The sequence below is a fragment of the Nocardia terpenica genome (genome assembly GCF_013186535.1).
Taxonomy (GTDB): domain Bacteria; phylum Actinomycetota; class Actinomycetes; order Mycobacteriales; family Mycobacteriaceae; genus Nocardia; species Nocardia terpenica.
Map to the genome: position 1 here is coordinate 248,035 of NZ_JABMCZ010000002.1, position 17,441 is coordinate 265,475.

The 17,441-nt window shown below is 71.5% G+C and carries 1 protein-coding gene; it reads right to left on the minus strand.

Annotation, left to right across the window (positions count from 1 at the left end; all coding sequences use genetic code 11):
* Positions 1 to 107: 107 nt before the first annotated feature.
* Entirely contained in the window at positions 108 to 17,402 is a 17,295-nt protein-coding gene (locus HPY32_RS44575) for a non-ribosomal peptide synthetase (RefSeq protein ID WP_373686643.1), read from the minus strand.
* Positions 17,403 to 17,441 lie beyond the last annotated feature (39 nt).

Sequence of the window (17,441 nt, forward strand, 5' to 3'; positions counted from 1 at the left end):
CCGCGATGACCGCCGCGGCCCGCAGGCCGTTACGCCGGAAGTGTCGACGAATCACTATTCACACCTTCGCTATCTGCTCTCGATTTCGTTCCGTGGCAACCGGCCCATCATGCCGGATCTGTCTCCTCCGGGGTCTTCGCGACCCCGTCCGACAACCGCCGCGCCAGGCGGGGGCCGAGGTCGGCCAGCGCTTCCGGCGAGGTCATCAGGTCGTGGCGCACCGGCACCGGATGATCGGCGATCTCCCCGTCCACGGCCTCCCGCCAGGACTCGGCGGCGGTCTCGTGGCCCAGCGCGCTGAAGTAGTCCAGCCGCCCGCGGTACACGCCGGGCCGGTGCTCGGCGATCAGCTCGGCCGAGCGGACGGCGCTGCGGTAGATGCGCCGCACCCGGTCCGGGGTGAGCACGGCCAGGTCGGCCGGGATGGTGGCGTGCAGGGCGGCCACCGCGGCGTCGCTGAGGTCGTGGATATCGCCGTCGCCGACCAGGGCCTCGGCGCCGATCCCGATCTCGGCCAGCGCCTCGCGGATGGCCGTCCGGAAGTCGGTGACATCGATGTCGGGGTGGCTGTCGAGCATGGCCAGCAGCTCGACGGTCTCGCCGTCGGCCTGCAGGGCGGTGGCCACCGCGTGCGCCAGCACGCCGCCCAGCGACCAGCCGAGCAGGTGGTAGGGGCCGTGCGGCTGCACCGCGCGGATCTCGGCGACATAGCGAGCGGCCATGTCCGCCAACGACTCCGGCAGGTACCCGTCCTCCGACAGCGCGGGCGACTGCAGACCCAGGATCGGGCGGTCCTCGACGTAGCGCGCCAGGCCCGAGTAGGTCCACGCCAGCCCGTACATCGGGTGCAGGCAGAACAGCGGGGGCAGCTCGCCCTCGGCCCGGATCGGCAGCAGCACCGCGAGGGCCGCGTCGGAGTGCGGGTCGTAGTCGTGGCCCGCGTCCAGGGCGGCGGCGATGCGCCGGGTCAGCGCCGCGACGGTGGATCCGGTGAAGAACCACTGCACCCGCACCTCGGCGCCGGTGACCTCGCGCAGGCGGCCGACCGCCCGGGTGGCGATCAGCGAATTACCGCCCAGGTCGAAGAAGTCGTCGTCGCGCCCCGCCCGGTCGACGCCGAGCACCTCGGCGAAGACGTCGGCGACGGTCTGCTCCAGCGGGGTTTGCGGCGCTCGGTATTCGCGCCCGGACAGCCGCGGCACCGGCAGCGCCGCCCGGTCCAGTTTGCCGTTGGCGTTCAGCGGCAGCTCGGCGAGCGTCACGACGGTGGCCGGAACCATATAGGCGGGCAACGATTCCCGGGTGCGCGCGAGCAGGGCCGCCGCGTCGATGGTGGCGCCCGGCGCGGGCACGACATAGCCGACCAGGCGGTCGCCGGAGTCGGCGCGCGCCAGCGTGACCACGGCGTGGCGCACCTCGGCGGCGGCGGTGAGCGCGGCCTCGATCTCGCCGAGCTCGATGCGCTGGCCGCGCAGCTTGACCTGGAAGTCGCTGCGGCCCAGGTATTCCAGCGCCGCGGTGCCGTCGGCGGCGGCGGTCCAGCGCACGATGTCGCCGGTGCGGTAGACCCGTTCGCCGTTCGGATGCGCGACGAAGCGTTCCGCGGTCAGGGCGGCGGCGCCGAGGTAGCCGCGCGCCAGCTGCACGCCCGCGACATACAGTTCGCCGGGCGCGCCCGGCGGCACCGGCCGCAGCTGGCGGTCGAGCACGAACACCCGGGTGTTGGCGACCGGGGTGCCGATCGGAATCGCCGCGCTCCCGGCGGAATTCGCGGGATGCGCGGTGACGACCGTGGCCTCGGCCGGGCCGTACCAGTTCACCAGCTCGGTGCGGTCCAGGTGGGCCGCACAGGCGGCGGCGGTCTCGGCGGACAGCGCCTCACCGGCCGCGAAGATCCGGCGCAGCGACGAATATCCCTGTGCCACCGCCGCATTGACGGCCGGGTCCAGGAACGCGTCCAGCATCGACGGCACGAAATGCACGGTGGTGACCGACTTCTCCTCGATCACCCGGGACAGATACGCCGGGTCGCGGTGCCCGTCCGGCTCCGCGATCACGATCGAGGCGCCGGTGTGCAAGGGCCACAACAGCTCCCAGGTGGAGATGTCGAAGGTGATCGGCGTCTTGTGCAGCACCACGTCGCCGGTGTCGTGCGGGTGGCTGCGCTGCGCCCAGCGGAACTGGTTGGCCAGCTGCCGATGCATGATCACCACGCCCTTGGGACGGCCGGTGGAGCCGGAGGTGTGGATGACGTAGGCGACGGTGTCCGGCAGCACCGGCGGGAACTCCGCCGCGCGCCCCGCCACGGGTTCCGGCAGCTCGTCGATCGCGACAACCGGTGTGCCGGAATCGGTTTCGAAGCCGTCGCGGGTGGTGGTCAGCACCAGCACCGGCCCGGCGTTCGCCAGCACCGATTCGTTGCGCTCGGCCGGGTGCTCCGGGTCGACGGGCAGGTAGCCGCCGCCCGCCCGCAGCACCGCGTAGATCGCGACGACCAGCTCGACCGAGCGCCGGATGGCCACCGCCACCAGCGATTCCGGCCGCACACCACGCTCGGCGAGCGTGGCCGCCAGCGCGCGGGAGCGGGAGTCGAGCTCGAGGTAGGTGAGCGTGGTGTCGCCGAAGTGCAGCGCCGGGGCCTGCGGGGTGCGGGCCACCTGCGCGTCGAACAGGGTGAGCAGCGTGGCGTCGTCCAGCAGTTCCGGGACGTCGGTGGCGTTGCGGGCGGCCAGCGCGGCGCGCTCGCCGGGCAGCAGCGCGTCGACCTCGGTGACGCGGGCCTGCGGGGTGGTGGCGAAGCGCCGGATCAGCGCCGACAGCCGCTCGGACAGCGCCCGCGCGGCCGGTGCGTCGAACACGTCGCGCAGGTATTTCAGCGAGACCCGCAGCCGGGTGTCCAGCACCACCATCACGGTGACCGGGTAGTGCGTGCCGTTGACCGAGCCCACGCCGGTGACGTGCATGCCATCGATCGCGCTCGCCCGGTCCAGGCCGTCGCGGTCGACCGGGAACGACTCGAACACCACCAGCGAGTCGAAAAGCCCGTCCACGCCGACGGTTTCCTGAATCTCGCTCAGGCCCAAGTAATGCACGTCGAGCAGGTCGGCCTGCTCGGCCTGCAGCCGCCGCAGCACCCCGGCGAGAGTATCGGTGGCGCCCAGGCGAACTCGCACCGGAACGGCGTTGAGGAACAGGCCCACCATGGTTTCCACGCCGGGCAGCCGCGGCGGTCGCCCGGACACGGTGGCGCCGAACACCACATCGTCGCGGTCCACGGTGCGGCCGAGGAGCAGACCCCACGCCGCCTGCACCACCGTGTTCACCGTGACGCCCAGGCGGGCGGCCAGCCGGCTCAGGTCGGTGGTGTCCGACGGCGACAGCTCGAAGCCGACCTCGCCGACACCGGCGGAGATCTCGCGGCCCGGATCGACCGGGGCCAGCGGCGTCGGCTCGGTGAACCCGGACAGCGCCGCCCGCCACGCCCGCCGCGCGGCGTCGCGATCCTGTTCGGCCAGCCAGGCCAGGTAGTCGCCGTAGGAGCGGACCCGCGGCAGCTCGGGCGAGTACGGGCCGAACGCGTACAGCAGCAGCAGGTCCTGCATCAGCAGCGGCATGGACCAGCCGTCGATGAGGATGTGGTGGCTGGTCACCAGCAGCCGGTAGGACTCCGGCGCGGTGCGGATCAACGTGAACCGCAGCAGCGGCGCGGTGTGCATGTCGAATCGCTCGGCGTAGTCGGCGGCCTCCAGGCGCGCCAGTTCCGCCCGCGCCCGCTCGGGCTCGAGCTGCGCCAGATCGGCTGTGCGCCACGGCACCTCGACCCCGTCGAGCACCAGCTGCACCGGATCGCCCGCCGCGTCGGTGGCGAAGGCGGCGCGCAGGTTGTCGTGCCGGTCGAGCACCGCCTGCGCCGCCTCGTGCAGCCGCCGCACGTTCACCGCGCCGCTCAGGTCGAGGGTGAACTGGGTGGTGTAGACGTCGACCGAGCTCTCGGCGAGCAGCGCGTGGAACAGCATGCCCGACTGCAGCGGCGTCACCGGCCACACGTCGGACAGGGCCGGGTACTGCGCGTGGAAGCGGTCGACATCGGCCTGCGACAGCGTCAGCAGCGGGAAGTCGGACGGGGTGAAGCCGCCCGACTCCGGCCGGGTGCCGTGCTCGGCCAGGCCGCCCAGCGCCCGGACCCACTGCCCGGCAAGCTCTTTCACCTGCTGCACGGTCAATATCGCGGCGGCGTAGTCGAATCGGGCCAGCAGGCCGTCGGCGGTGGCGTCGACGGTCAGGTCCAGGTACAGGTCCGCGGCCGGGGTCTGCGGGTAGGCGCGGGCCGGGCGCAGGTCGCGGTAGCGGAATGCGGTGCGGCCGTGGGCCAGTGCGGCCAGGTGTGGCGCGGTCCGCGGATTCAGGTAGCGCAGCAGGCCGTAGCCGACGCCGGAATCGGGCACCGCGCGGCGCAGCTCCTTCATCTGGGCGATGGCGCGACCGGCCGCGGGGCCGCCGATCAGGGCCTCGTCGACGTCGATGTCGTCGAGCCCGAGCACCAGCGGGTAGGTGGCGGTGAATCCGCCGACGGTGCCGTCGGATTCGGGTCCGGCCGCCGCGCGGCCGTCGGCGGGCAGCTGGACCACCGAGCCGATGAGGTCGGCGGCCTCGCCGCGCAGCTTCGGCTCCAGGGCCAGCGCGAGCGCGGCCAGCAGCACGTCGTCGATCTCGGCGCGATAGGCGGCGGCCGCCGCGTCCACCGCGGCCGCGCCCTCGGCGGTGATCACCAGCGACACCCGGCCGCGGGTGGTGAGATCCACGGTGTCGATGGGCGATTCGGCGGGCACCGCGACCAGCGCGCGCTGCCAGCTGGCCAATTCGTCGAGGGTGGCCGGGTCCGCGGCCCGGGCGGCCAGCGCGCGGGTCACCCCGGCGGGTCCGCCGTCGGCCGCACCGGCGAGCGCGTGCCCGCCGGACCAGGCCGCCGACAGTTCGTCGGCGACGATCCGCCAGGACAGGTCGTCCACGACCAGGGCGGTGGCGACCACGACCAGGCTGGCCGGGGCGTCGCCGTCGAGGTCCGGCACACCGGCCGCGATCAGGCCGAAGCCGATATTGCGCCCGGCCGCGGGATCCAGGTCGGCGCTCAGGGCCCGCACGGCGAGGTCGGCCGCCTCGGCGCCGGCGGCGAACCGCCGCACCACCGCCTCGGCGGGGGTCTGCGGCAGCACCAGGCGCGCGGCGTCGGTCGGCCCGTATCCGGCGTCGGGCCAGTCGGCCGGTCCGGTCGCGTCCGGCGCGACGACGGGCAGGATCTGGGTGCCCGCCTCGGCGGGATCGACCGGGAGACCGGCGGTTTCGAGCCGGGCCGACAGCATGGGATGCCGGTCGAGCACGGCCTGCGCGGCCTCGCGCACCCGCTCGGGGGCGCAGTCGGCCGGGATGTCCAGCGCGATCGCGCGGTGGTCGCGGCCCGCCGGATCGATCTGCAGCAGGCGCACCGCCATCGGCGGCAGCGGCAGCGGGCCGGTCTGCGGTTCGGCGGGCGCACCCGGTTCCTCGACGGTCGCGGCCGCGGCGAGGGCGGCCACGGTGCGGGCCTGGAACACGTCGCGCGGCGCGAAGTGCACGCCCCGCGCCCGGGCCCGGGAGACCACCTGGATGGACACGATGCTGTCCCCGCCGAGGGCGAAGAAGTCGTCGTCCAGCCCAACCCCCTCCACACCCAGAACCTCCGAGATCACCTCGGCCACAACCTGTTCGGCGTGCGTCTGCGGGGCGCGGTAGGCGACGGTCTCCAGCACCGGTTCCGGCAGCGCCCGGCGATCCAGCTTGCCGACGGGCGTCAGTGGAATCTCGGACAGCACCACCACGGCGGCGGGCACCATATGCTCCGGCAACACCCGAGCCAGATCCGCGGTCACAGCACCGGGATCGGGCGCCGTCCCCGGCGCAGGCCGCACATAAGACACGAGCATCGTTGCCCCGCCACCGGTTTCCCGCCCCACCGTAACCGCGAAGTCGATATCGTCCCGCCCGCTGAGCACGGCATCGATCTCCCCCAACTCGATCCGAAACCCCCGCACCTTAACCTGAAAGTCATTGCGCCCCAAATACTCCAGCACCGCCTCCCCCCGCCGCCACCGCACAATATCCCCGGTCCGATACAGCCGCGAACCATCCGCGATCCCCGCGCCCCCTGTGGCAACTCCTCTATCCCCTGCCGTGACTTCTCCGTCCCCTGCTGCGGCTCCTTCGTTCCCTGAGCCGAAGGCGAAGGGGTTGGCAATGAAGCGGGTGGCGGTGAGGCCGGGGCGGGCGTGGTAGCCGCGGGCCAGTTGGATGCCGCTCAGGTACAGTTCGCCCGCAACGCCTTCCGGGACCGGGCGCAGCCGGGAATCCAGCACCAGCGCTCGCATGCCGCGGATCGGGCCACCGATGGTGACCGGATCGCCCGGGTGCAGCGGATCGCTGATATTGGTCATGATGGTGGTCTCGGTGGGGCCGTAGCCGTTGTGCAGGCGGCGGCCCGAATCGTCGGCCGCGCCACCCCATTTCGCGACCAGGTCCGCCGGGACGGCCTCGCCGCCCGCGACGATCACCTTCATCTCCGTCAACGCGGCCGGATCCAGCGAGGCCAGCACCGACGGCGTCAGGAACGCGTGGGTGACCCGCTCGCGCGCGATCAGTTCGGTCAGCTCGTCGCCGCCGTAGGTACCGGTCGGCGCCAGCACCAGCGCGCCGCCCGCGCCCAGGGCGAGCAGCAGTTCCAGCACCGAGGCGTCGAACGAGGGCGAGGCGAAGGCCAGGGCCCGCGAATCACCGTCGAGGCCATAGCGTTCGGTCTGTTCGGCGCAGAAGTTGGCCAGGCCCGCGTGGGTGACGACCACGCCCTTGGGCAGGCCGGTGGATCCGGAGGTGTAGATCACGTAGGCGGCGTTCTCGGGCCGGATCGGGTGCCGCCGCTCGATGTCGAGGACCGGCTCACCGGCCTGGTAGTCGACGCCGGCGGCGAAGTCCGGGTCGTCGAGCACGATCCAGCCGCCGACCACCTCCGGCAGCTGGGCGAGTGCGGACCGCACCGTAACACCCAGTGCCGCACGGGAATCCGACACCATGTGCGCGATGCGCTCGGCCGGATAGGTGGGATCGACGGGCACGAACGCGGCCCCGGTCTTGGCGACCGACCACACCGCGACCACGGCCTCCACCGAGCGCGGAATCGCCACGGCCACCAGCACGTCCGGGCCCGCGCCGAGCTCGATCAGGCGCCGCGCCAGCTTCGAGGACGCGGTGTCGAGCTGGTCGTAGCTGAAGCTGCGGCCCCGGAAGACCACGGCGGCGCCGTCCGGATTGGCGTCGACGGCCGCCTCCATCAGGTCCGGCAGCGTGCGCGGCGGCACCGCGGCAGCGCCCCTGCGGCGCACCAGATCGGCGCGTTCGGAGTCGTCCAGGATCTCCAGGTCACCGACCGGGATGCTGGCGTCGGCGGCGACCGCGGCCAGGATGCGGCGGAACCGACGGCCGAACGACTCCACCGTGGCGGCGTCGAAAAGGTCGCGGGCATAGGTGAATTCGGCGGCCAGACCAGCCTCCGCACCGTCCTCGGCGCGCTGCTCGCGCAGCGTGAGCAGCAGGTCGAACTTGGCGGCGGCCGCGGCCGGATCGAGCGCGGTGAAGCTCAGGCCGGGCAGTTCGAAGGTGGTGGGCGCGAGGTTCTCGAACGACAGCGCCACCTGGAACAGCGGGTGCCGGGCCGCGGACCGCGGCGGATCCAGCGCCTCCACCAGGCGCTCGAACGGGATGTCGGAGTGCGCGAAGGCGCGCAGGTCGGTGTCCCGGGTGGCCGCGAGCAGATCGGTGAAGCCGAGGTCGGGCGCGACGCGGCTGCGCAGCACCAGCGTATTGACGAACATGCCGATGAGATCGTCGAGTTCGGCCTCGCCACGGCCCGCGGCCGGGGTGCCGATGGCGATGTTCTCGGTGCCGGACAGCCGCGCCAGCAGGATCGCGAGCGCGGCGTGCACGACCATGAACAGCGTCGCGTTGTTGCCGCGGGCCAGGCGGGTGAGCGCGGCGTGCACCTCGGCGTCGACACCGAATTCGACGGTGCCACCGGCGAAGGACTGCGCGGGCGGGCGCGGGCGGTCCGAGGGCAGCGTCAGCTCGTCCGGCAGATCGGCGAGTTCGCTTGTCCAATAGGCCAATTGCGCGCCCGCGAGCGATGCCGGGTCGTTCTCGTCGCCGAGAACGGCGCGCTGCCATAGGGCGAAGTCCGCGTACTGGATGGGCAGCGGCGCCCACGCCGGTGCCTCCCCGCCGGAGCGGGCCGCGTACGCCAGCATGAGATCCCGGCTCAGCGGGCCCATCGACCAGCCGTCGGCGGCGATGTGGTGGGCGACGAAGACCAGCACGTGCTCGGTGGGCGTGATCCGGAACAGCCGGATCCGGAACGGGATCTCGGTGGTGACGTCGAAGCCGGTGGCGACCAGCTGGTGCACCTCGTGGGCGACCCGTTCCTCACCGAGCTGGATCGGGGCGAGATCGGTGGGCACCTCGGATACCGAAAGCACCTGCTGCACAGGGCCCGAGGTGAGACCGTCGGCCGCGGGCGCGGCCTCGGGGTAGATGGTGCGCAGAATCTCGTGCCGCGCCACCAGATCCGCGACGGCCTGTTGCAGCGCCGCCGCGTCCAGCGCGCCGGAGAGCCGGATGGCGGCCGGGATGTTGTACACCGAAGCGGCCGTGTCGAATTGGTTGAGGAACCACATGCGCTGCTGCGCGAACGACAGCGGAATGCGTTCGGGGCGCGGTCCCGCGATCAGCGGGGTGCGCAGGCGTTCGCCGCTGCCGCGCTCCACCTTCGTCGCCAGGGCGGCCACCGTCGGCGCCTCGAACAGCATCCGCACCGGAATCCGGATGCCCAGCGCCGCACCGGCTCTCGCGACGATCCGGGTGGCCAGCAGCGAGTTGCCGCCGAGCGCGAAGAAGTCGTCGTCGACGCCGATCCGGTCGATGCCGAGGACGTCGGCGAAGGTGGTGGCGATGATCTCCTCGACCGGGGTGGCCGGGGCCCGGTAGCGCGCGGTCTCGACCTCGGGGTCGGGCAGGGCCCTGCGGTCGAGCTTGCCGTTGGCGTTGAGCGGCAGGGCGTCGAGGGTGACGAAGGCCGCGGGGACCATGTAGGAGGGGAGGGTGGCGGCGAGGGCGGATTTGATGTGGGCGATGTCGATCCTCGCGCCGCCCGCTGCGCGGACGGCGCGAGGAAGACGGGACGAGGCGTCGGCGCGAGGAACACGAGACGAGGCGTCGGCGCGAGGAACACGAGACGACGCGTCGGGGCGAGAAAACGAGGAGGAGGCGCGAGAAGTAGAGGAATCCGCGTCGTGGCGAGAAATAGCCGAATCTCGCTCGGAGACAGCAAGAGTCTCGTTACCCGCCGGAACCAGGTAGGCGACCAGACGATCACCCGTGCGGGCATCCGACTTCGCCACCACCGCGGCCTGCGCAATCTCCGGCAACGCCAACAGCGCCGCCTCGACCTCGCCCAACTCGATACGGAAGCCACGAATCTTCACTTGGAAGTCGGTGCGGCCACGATATTCCAACTCGCCATTGGCATTCCAGGCAACCAAGTCGCCGGTACGGTACATGCGGGAGCCCACCGCCCCCGCGCCAGCTTCCCCGTCAGCCCTTGCGCCAGCTCCCCCATCGACCCCTGCGCCAGCTCCCCCAATGTCCCCTGCGCCGGAGGCGAAGGGGTTGGCCACGAACCGATCCGCCGTCAGGTCGGGGCGGGCGAAGTAGCCTCGGGCCAGTTGGTCACCAGCCAGATACAGCTCGCCTGTGACGCCGTCGGGGACGGGGCGCAGGCGGGAGTCCAGGACGTACACCTGGCTGTTCCACTCCGGCTTGCCGATCGGGACGGAGCCGGTGTCGGCGGCGGTGACCTCGTGAGTGGTGATCGAGACCGCGGCCTCGGTCGGGCCGTACAGATTGAACAGGGGCACGTCCGGGCAGGCGGCGCGGAAGCGGGTGGCCAGGGCGCCCGGCAGGGCCTCGCCGATGGCCAGGACGCGGCGCAGGGCGGCGAGGCCGGAGACGGCGTCGGCGGCCAGCAGGGCGTCCAGCATCGACGGAACCACGTGCAGGGTGGTGACATTCGCGCGGGCGATGAGCTCGTCCAGGTAGGCGGGATCGCGGTGGCCCTCGGGCGCGGCGATCACCAGGCGGCCACCGCAGACGGCGGCCGACCAGAACTCCCACACCGACAGGTCGAACGTGGCGGCCGTCTTCAACAGCACCGCATCGTCCGCACCGAGCCCGAATTCCGCCGTCTTCCACAGCAATTGGTTGACGACCGCCGCGTGCGGCACGGCCACACCCTTGGGTCGGCCGGTCGACCCGGACGTGAAGATCACGTACGCGGTGTGCTCCGGGCGCAGCGGCGCAAGGCGTTCCGCGTCGGTCAGCGGCGCGTCGGAGTACCCGGCAAGGTCGAGGGCGTCGATCCGCTCCACGGGCGCGGCGGTATCGAAGCTGACCCCGGCCGCGGCGACGAGGGCGGACACGGATTCGGTGCGGCCGCGCCAATCCCGCGTCTCGGCCGACACCTCGGCCGGGGCGACGGTGGAGGTGGTCAGCACGCACACCGGGTCGGCGGCGGCGAGGATGTAGGCGACGCGCTCCGCGGGCTGGTCCGGGTCGACCGGCACGTACGCGCCACCGGCCTGCACCACCGCGTACATGGCGACAATCAGATCCACCGAGCGCCGGAAGGCCAGGGCCACCCGCGATTCCGGTCCCACCCCGAGCGAGACCAGGTGCCGCGCCAGGCGATTCACCCGGGCATCGAGATCGGCGTAGCTCAGCTCCAGCGGTCCGGCCGTGCTCGCGGGCCAATCGGCCACGAGCGCAATGGCTTCGGGGGATGCCGATACCGTCGCGTCGAGCAGCGAGGCCAGGGTGGCCGGTTCGACCGGGTGCGCGGTGTCGTTGCGTTCGATGAGGACCCGGTCGCGTTCGTCGGCGGCGAGGATCTCGATATCACCGACCGGGACGGTGGCGTCGGCGACGATCTCGGTCAGCAGCCGCGCGAATCGGTCGGTGAAGGCTTCGACCGTTTCGGCGTCGAAAAGGTCGGTGGCATAAGTAAAGAAGCCGCCGATACCGGCTGCCGAACCATCCTCGTCATAGCTGTCGGCCACAATCAGATGCAAATCGAACTGGGACACATCCAAATCCGCATCCACACCCGCCACGCTCAAACCCGGCAACTCCAACGCGGTCCGCGCCAGATTCTGGAACGACAAACCCACCTGGAACAACGGATGATGCGCGGTAGAACGCAGCGGATTGAGCACCTCCACCAGCCGCTCGAACGGAATATCCGCATGCGCGAACGCCTGAAGATCCGTTTCCCGCTGCCGCACCAACAGATCCGAAAAACCCTCCCCCCGATCCAACCGCGTCCGGAACACCACCGTATTCACGAACATACCGATCAAATCATCAAGCTCAGCCTCACCACGACCCGCAACCGGCGTACCAACAGCAACATCATCCGACCCCGACAACCGAGCCAACAACACCGCCAACGCCGTATGCACAACCATGAACAACGTCGCACCGTGCGCATGCGCGAGATCGACCAGCCCGGCATGGGTTTCGGCATCGATGCGCACCTCGACCCGGGCCCCGGCCAGCGTCGCGACGGCCGGTCGCGGCCGATCCGCGGGCAGCTCCAGCACATCGGGCAGCCCCGCGAGTTCTTCCCGCCAGTACGCGATCTGCTGCGCCGCAATGGATCCCGTATCCGACTCGTCACCCAGCACCGCGCGCTGCCACAGCGCGTAGTCGGCGTACTGGACCGGCAGCGGCGCCCAGGCCGGGGCCTCGCCGGAGGTCCGCGCGGCATAGGCGGTCATCACGTCGCGCACCAGCGGCCCCATCGAGGACCCGTCCGCCGCAATGTGATGCACGACCACCGCGAGCACGTACTCGCGCCGGGAACCCGGTGCCAGATCGGCGATCTCGAACAGCCGCACCCGCAGCGGCACCTCGGTGGTCACATCGAACGGCGTCGCGGCCAGCGCGTAGACGGCGGCCTCGACCTCGGCGGTCGGAATCCGTTCCGGCGCAATACCCAGCCGGGTGTCCGCGGGCAGCACCTCCTGCACCGGCCCCTCGGGCAGGTCGGGATAAATGGTGCGCAGCACCTCGTGCCGGGTCACCACATCGTCGAGGGCCGCGGCCAGCGATTCGACATCCAGGCTGCCGGTCAACCGCAGCGCGAACGGCAGGTTGTAGGCGGCCGACCCGATGCCCGCGCCGTTCCCACCGTCTGCGCCATCCCGTCCCGCATCTGTACCGCGATCCGGATCGTCTGCGTCATCCTGGTCGAAGCGGTTGAGGAACCACATGCGCTGCTGCGCGAGCGACAGCGGGAGCCGGTCGGGCCGCGTGATCGCGCCCAGCCGGGCGTCGCGGCTGCCGTGCGCCTGGGATTCGGTCGCCGCGGCCAGCGCTGCGACGGTGGGGGTTTCGAACAGGGCGCGCACCGGGACCCGGCCGCCGATGGCGGCGCCGAGGCGGGCCACCACCTGGGTGGCGACCAGTGAATTGCCGCCGAGGGCGAAGAAGTCGTCGTCCGCGCCGACCCGCTCCACCCCGAGCACCGCGCCGAAGATCTCGGCCACGATCTCCTCGATCGGCGTGGCGGGGGCGCGGAATTCGCGTGCGGCGAAGACGGGTTCGGGCAGCGCCCTGCGGTCGAGCTTGCCGCTGGCATTGAGCGGCAGGGCGTCCAGCGCCACGATGGCGGCCGGAATCATGTAGGCGGGCAGGCTTTCCGCGATGGTGGTGCGCAGCCGGTCGGCCTCGATCTCCCGGCCCGGCGTGGGCACCGCGTACGCCACCAGCTGATCGCCGAGCGGGGAATCGGCCACCAGGGCGACGGCCTGGCTCACCGACGGATGCGCGCGCAACGCCGCCTCGATCTCGCCGAGCTCGATGCGCTGGCCCCGGAACTTCACCTGAAAATCGGTGCGGCCCAGGTACTCCAGCCGAGGCGGCAGCTCCCCCGCCGCCTCGCGCCACAGCACCAGGTCGCCGGTGCGGTACATGCGCGCACCGGGCGTGAAGGCATCGGCCACGAACCGATCCGCCGTCAGATCCGGTCGGCGCACGTATCCCCGCGCCAACTGATCACCGGCCAGATACAGCTCGCCCGGCACCCCGGCGGGTACCGGCCGCAGCCGGGCGTCCAGCACGTAGGCCCGAGTGTTCCACTGCGGCAACCCGATCGGCACCGACGGCCGATCGGCGCCGCGCGCGGGCCAGTAGGTCACCGAGACCGCGGCCTCGGTCGGCCCGTACAGGTTGTGCACCCGGGCGTCGGAGATCCGGTGCAGCGCATCGACGGTCTCCGGCGGCAGCGCCTCACCGATCACGAAGACGTCCTGCAGGCTCGGGCAGGCGCCGGGCTCGGTGTGCGCAGCGAAGACGGTGAGCATCGACGGCACGAAGTCGGTGACTGTGACATCGTGCGCGGCAATGGTTTCCGCGACGTAGGCCGGATCGCGGTGGCCGTCGTGGGTGGCGACGACGAGGGCCGCGCCGGTCCGCAGCGGCATGAAATAACCCCACAGCGACACATCGAAGGTCGTCGCGGTCTTCTGCAGGTACACGTCGTCGGTGCCCAGCGGATAGGCGGCCAGCATCCAGGTGATCTGGTTGTGGATGGCCGCGTGCGAGACCGCGACACCCTTGGGGCGGCCGGTGGATCCGGAGGTGAAGATGACGTAGGCCGGATGCTCGGCACGCAGCGGGCGCAGCAGTTCCCCGGGCCGGATCGGGCTCGGGTCGAAGGCGCCGAGGTCCATGGTGTCCAGCCGCAGAACGGGCGTATCGACCGGCAGCGCCACCGCATCGGCGACGGTGGTGACCACGCAGACCGGCCGCGCGGTGTCGAGGATGTGCGCGATCCGCTCGACCGGGTGGTCCGGGTCCAGCGGCACGTACGCGCCACCGGCCGCCACCACCGCGTACATGCCGACCACGAGGTCCAGCGAGCGCCGAATCGCCAGGCCCACCAGCGACTCCGGGCCGACCCCGCGCGAGATCAGCAGCCGCGCCAGCTGATTCACCCGCGCGTCGAATTCGTCGTAGGTCAGTGCGGTGCCCTCGTAGACGAGGGCGGTGCGATGCGGATACAGCTCGACCGCGCGCCGGAATCCGTCCAGCAGCAGTTCCGGTTCGATCGGGTAGCGAGTGTCGTTCCAGGCGTAGAGGATTCGCTCCCGCTCGTCGGCGTGCAGCAGCTCGATGTCGCCGACCGGACCCTCGGGCTCGGCGGCGACCGCGTCCAGCACCCGCACCAGGCGGTCGGCGAAGCCCGCCACGGTCGCCTCGTCGAACAGGTCCATGGCGTAGGTGAACAGCGCCGAGAACCCGCCCTCCGCACGCGGCACCACGGTCAACTGCAAATCGAATTTCGCTACCGCACCATCGAACTCGACGGCATCGGCCACCAAACCCGGCAACTCCAACCGCGGCTTGTCCATATTCTGAAAGAACAACGCCACCTGGAACAACGGATGATGCGCCTGCGACCGCACCGGGTCCAGCAGCTCGACCAGCCGCTCGAACGGCAGCTCGGTATTCGAGAATGCGCCCAGATCGGTCTCTTTCACCTGGGCGAGCAGATCGGTGAAGGTCGCGGCGGGATCGATGCGGGTGCGCAGCACCAGGGTGTTGACGAACATGCCGATCAGGCCGTCGAGTTCGCGATCGCCGCGCCCGGCGACCGGTGTGCCGACGGCGATGTCGTCGGTGCCCGACAACCGCGCCAGCAGCACCGCGAAGGCCGCGTGCACCACCATGAACAGCGAGGTGCCGGTGCGGTGGGCGAGTTCGTCGAGCCGCCCGTGCAATTCGGCGTCGACCGCGAAGGCGTACTCGGCGCCGCGGCCCGAGGCGAGCGCGGGCCGCGGCCGGTCGGCCGGGAGGTCCAGCCGATCGGGCAGACCCGCCAATGCCGCACGCCAGTAGGCGATCTGGGCCGCCGCCACCGACTTCGGGTCGGCCTCCTCGCCCAGCACCGCGCGCTGCCACAGCGCGTAATCGGCGTACTGCACCGGCAGCGGCAGCCAGGCGGGCGAGGCGTTGTTGCGGCGGGCGAGGAAGGCCACCAGCAGATCTCGCATGAACGGCGCGATCGAGGCGCCGTCGGCGGCGATGTGGTGCACGACCACGGCCACGATGTGGTCGTCGGCGGACAGCTCCGCCACCCCGATGCGCAGCGGCACCTCGGCGGCGACATCGAAGCCGGTGCGCACGAATCCGTCGAGCCAGTCGGCGATCTCGTGGTCGGCCAAGGGTTTCGGCGCGAGGTCCGGGACGGCCTGCTCGGGCGGCAGCACCACCTGGTAGCCGGTGCCGTCGACCGCCGGGTAGACGGTGCGCAGGGTCTCGTGCCGGGCGATGACGTCGGCGATCGCGGCCTGCAGCGCCGCCACGTTCAGGTGGCCGCTGAGCCGGATGGCGAACGGGATGTTGTCGGCGGCGGAGTCCGGATCGAACTGGTTGAGGAACCACATGCGCCGCTGCGCCAGCGACAGCGGAATGTGGTCCGGGCGCGGCATGGGCGTCAGCGGCAGGCGGCCGCCCTCGCCCTTGATCGGCTCCAGCCGGTCGGCCAGTTCCGCCACGGTCGACGCCTCGAACAGCAGCCGGGCGGGGACGTGGGCACAGATGTGCGCGCCGAGCCGCGCGGCGACCCGGGTGGCGATCAGGGAGTTGCCGCCCAGTTCGAAGAAGTCGTCGTCGGCCCCGATCGGTGCGGTGAGGCCGAGCAATTCGGTGTAGACGCTGGCGACCGTCTCCTCCAGCGGACCGGCGGGCGCGCGAAACTGCTTGGCCTGCAGCACCGGTGCGGGCAGCGCGGCGCGATCCAGCTTGCCGACCGGGGTCAGCGGAATCTCGTCCAACACCATGACCGTCGTGGGCACCATGTGCGCGGGCAGGCTGCGACCGGCGAAGTCGAGCAGCTGTGTGGTATCCACGGTCCCGGCCGCGGCATGCACGTAGGAGACCAGAATCGTTGCGCCACTGTCCTGATCGTGACCGACGGTCACCGCGAAATCGACGGACTCGTGCCTCGCCAGTACCGCGTCGATCTCGCCCAGCTCGATCCGGAAACCCCGGATCTTCACCTGGAAATCATTGCGGCCCAGGTACTCCAGCTCATCGTTGGCCGTCCAGCGCACCAGGTCGCCGGTGCGATACAGCCGGGATCCGTCGCCCCCGAACGGGTTCGCGACGAACCGGGACGCGGTCAGAGACGGCCGCTCGTGATAGCCGCGCGCCAATTGCGCACCGGTGATGTACAACTCGCCGACGACACCGTTGGGGACCGGTTCGAGGCGTTCGTTCAGCACGTATTCGGTGATGCCGCGGATCGGCCCGCCGACGGTGACCGTCTCCCCCGGCGCCAGCGGCGCGCTGATATTGGTCATGATGGTGGTCTCGGTCGGCCCGTAGCCGTTGAAGAACTCGCGGGTGCCCTCGGCGACCGGAAGCACCCAGCGCCGCACCAGTTCCGGCGGGCACGCCTCGCCGCCGGAGACCACCACGCGCAGCTCGTCCAGGCCCTGCGGATCCACCGACGCCAGCGCGGCCGGGGTCACGAACGCGTGCGTGACCTCCTCGCGGGCGAGCAGCGCGGCCAGTTCGTCGCCGCCGTACACCGACGGCGCGGCCACCACCATGGTCGCCGCGCCGCCCACCGCCAGCAATAGCTCGAGCACCGAGGCGTCGAATGACGGGGACGCGAAATGTAATGTGCGCGAATCACTTCCGACGCGGTACCGGTCGCGCTGCTCGTCGCAGAAGCCGGACAGCCCGGCCTGGGTGACGACGACGCCCTTCGGTGTGCCGGTCGAGCCGGAGGTGTAGATGACGTAGGCCGGGTGCTCGCCGCGCAGCGGGCGCAGCCGGTCGGCGTAGGTGACCGGGTCGGCGGGGAAGCGGTCCAGCCGCACGGTGAAATCGGGGGAATCGATGGTCAGCCATTCCACCGCGTCGGGCAGCGAGGCGCGGGCCGCGCCGACGGTCAGGCCCACCACCGCGCCGGAGTCGGCGACCATGTGCGCCACCCGCTCGGCCGGATAGTTCGGGTCCACCGGCACGAATCCCGCGCCCGTCTTGGCGACGGCCCACACCGCGATCACCGAGTCCAGCGATCGCGGGATGCCGATCGCGACCAGGTTCTCCGGGCCGATGCCGCGGGTGATCAGCAGCCGGGCCAGCCGGGTCGACAGTTCGTCGAGTTCGGCGTAGGTGAGTTCGGCGAGGGTGGTGTGCGCGTCGGCGAAGACGACGGCGATTCCGGTCGGATCGGCCTCGACGGCGGTGGACAGCAGCTGCGGCAGGGTGGTGACGCGCGCTCTGCGGGTTCG